The sequence below is a fragment of the Pseudomonas sp. 2VD genome (assembly GCF_005503585.1).
Taxonomy (GTDB): domain Bacteria; phylum Pseudomonadota; class Gammaproteobacteria; order Pseudomonadales; family Pseudomonadaceae; genus Pseudomonas; species Pseudomonas aeruginosa.
This window is the reverse complement of the sequence record NZ_SCND01000562.1, coordinates 1-2370: the sequence shown is the minus strand read 5'-3', so window position 1 is coordinate 2370 and position 2370 is coordinate 1. Positions and strand designations below refer to the sequence as shown.

At 68.9% G+C, this 2370-nt stretch carries 2 protein-coding genes; both read left to right on the top strand.

Annotated features, from left to right (window positions below):
* Positions 1-36: 36 nt before the first annotated feature.
* Positions 37-1500, top strand: coding sequence for a UDP-N-acetylmuramoyl-L-alanyl-D-glutamate--2,6-diaminopimelate ligase (locus FFS27_RS31680; protein WP_003094133.1), 1464 nt, complete (start codon positions 37-39; stop codon positions 1498-1500).
* The coding region (locus tag FFS27_RS31675; RefSeq protein WP_137952499.1) for a UDP-N-acetylmuramoyl-tripeptide--D-alanyl-D-alanine ligase at positions 1493-2370 on the top strand (878 nt) is incomplete at its 3' end. The genes FFS27_RS31680 and FFS27_RS31675, both read left to right, overlap by 8 nt.

The following is a 2370-nucleotide window of genomic DNA, read 5'->3' as shown; positions in this document are numbered from 1 at the left end:
GGTCAATGCTGCGCCCGCAAAAGGAGGGCGTGGCTGATGCCTATGAGCCTGAACCAACTGTTTCCCCAGGCCGAGCGCGATCTGCTGATCCGCGAGCTGACCCTGGATAGCCGCGGCGTTCGTCCGGGCGACCTGTTCCTGGCGGTGCCGGGCGGGCGCCAGGATGGTCGTGCGCACATCGCCGATGCCCTGGCCAAGGGCGCGGCTGCCGTGGCTTACGAGGCGGAAGGCGCCGGAGAGCTGCCGCCCAGCGATGCGCCGCTGATCGCGGTGAAGGGGCTGGCCGCGCAACTGTCGGCGGTCGCCGGGCGTTTCTACGGCGAGCCGAGCCGCGGGCTGGACCTGATCGGCGTCACCGGCACCAACGGCAAGACCAGCGTCAGCCAACTGGTGGCCCAGGCCCTGGATCTGCTCGGCGAGCGCTGCGGCATCGTCGGCACCCTCGGCACCGGTTTCTACGGCGCCCTGGAGAGCGGCCGGCACACCACGCCGGACCCGCTCGCGGTGCAAGCCACGCTGGCCACGCTGAAGCAGGCCGGCGCCCGCGCGGTAGCGATGGAAGTGTCTTCCCACGGCCTCGACCAGGGCCGCGTGGCGGCGCTCGGTTTCGATATCGCGGTGTTCACCAATCTGTCCCGCGACCACCTCGACTATCACGGCTCGATGGAAGCCTATGCCGCCGCCAAGGCCAAGCTGTTCGCCTGGCCGGGCCTGCGCTGCCGGGTGATCAACCTGGACGACGATTTCGGCCGTCGACTGGCCGGCGAGGAACAGGACTCGGAGCTGATCACCTACAGCCTCACCGACAGCTCGGCGTTCCTCTATTGCCGCGAAGCGCGCTTCGGCGACGCCGGCATCGAGGCGGCACTGGTCACTCCGCACGGCGAGGGCCTGCTGCGCAGCCCATTGCTCGGCCGCTTCAACCTGAGCAACCTGCTGGCGGCGGTCGGTGCGTTGCTTGGCCTGGGTTATCCCCTGGGCGATATCCTCCGCACCTTGCCGCAACTGCAGGGGCCGGTCGGTCGCATGCAGCGCCTGGGAGGCGGCGACAAGCCGCTGGTGGTGGTGGACTACGCGCATACTCCCGACGCCCTGGAAAAAGTCCTGGAGGCCCTGCGTCCGCACGCGGCCGCGCGCCTGCTGTGCCTGTTCGGCTGCGGTGGCGATCGCGATGCCGGCAAGCGTCCGTTGATGGCTGCGATCGCCGAACGCCTGGCGGATGGGGTGCTGGTCACCGACGACAACCCGCGCACCGAGGCCAGTGCGGCGATCATCGCCGATATCCGCAAAGGCTTCGCTGCCGCTGACAAGGTTACCTTCCTGCCGTCGCGCGGTGAGGCGATCGCCCATCTGATCGCTTCCGCTGCGGTGGATGACGTGGTGCTCCTGGCTGGCAAGGGTCACGAGGATTATCAGGAGATCGACGGCGTACGCCATCCGTTCTCCGACATCGAGCAGGCCGAGCGCGCCCTGGCCGCCTGGGAGGTGCCGCATGCTTGAGCCTCTTCGCCTCAGCCAGTTGACGGTCGCGCTGGACGCCCGCCTGATCGGCGAGGACGCCGTCTTTTCGGCGGTTTCCACCGACAGTCGCGCCATCGGGCCCGGCCAACTGTTCATTGCCCTGAGTGGGCCGCGTTTCGACGGCCACGACTATCTCTCCGAGGTTGCCGCCAAGGGCGCGGTGGCTGCGCTGGTGGAGCGCGAAGTCGCCGACGCGCCCCTGCCGCAATTGCTGGTGCGCGATACCCGTGCGGCCCTGGGGCGACTGGGCGCGCTGAACCGGCGCAAGTTCACCGGCCCGCTGGCGGCCATGACGGGCTCCAGCGGCAAGACCACGGTCAAGGAGATGCTCGCCAGCATCCTGCGTACCCAGGCCGGCGATGCCGAGTCGGTGCTGGCTACCCGTGGCAATCTGAACAACGACCTCGGCGTACCGCTGACCCTGCTGCAACTGGCGCCGCAGCACCGTAGCGCAGTGATCGAACTGGGCGCCTCGCGCATCGGCGAGATCGCCTACACGGTCGAGCTGACCCGCCCCCACGTGGCGATCATCACCAATGCCGGCACCGCCCATGTCGGCGAGTTCGGCGGACCGGAGAAGATCGTCGAGGCGAAGGGCGAGATACTCGAAGGGCTGGCCGCCGACGGCACCGCCGTGCTGAACCTGGACGACAAGGCCTTCGACACCTGGAAGGCCCGTGCCAGCGGCCGTCCGTTGCTGACTTTCTCCCTCGACCGGCCCCAGGCCGATTTCCGCGCCGCCGATCTGCAGCGCGATGCGCGCGGCTGCATGGGCTTCAGGCTGCAGGGCGTAGCGGGTGAAGCGCAGGTCCAGCTCAACCTGCTGGGGCGGCACAATGTCGCCAATGC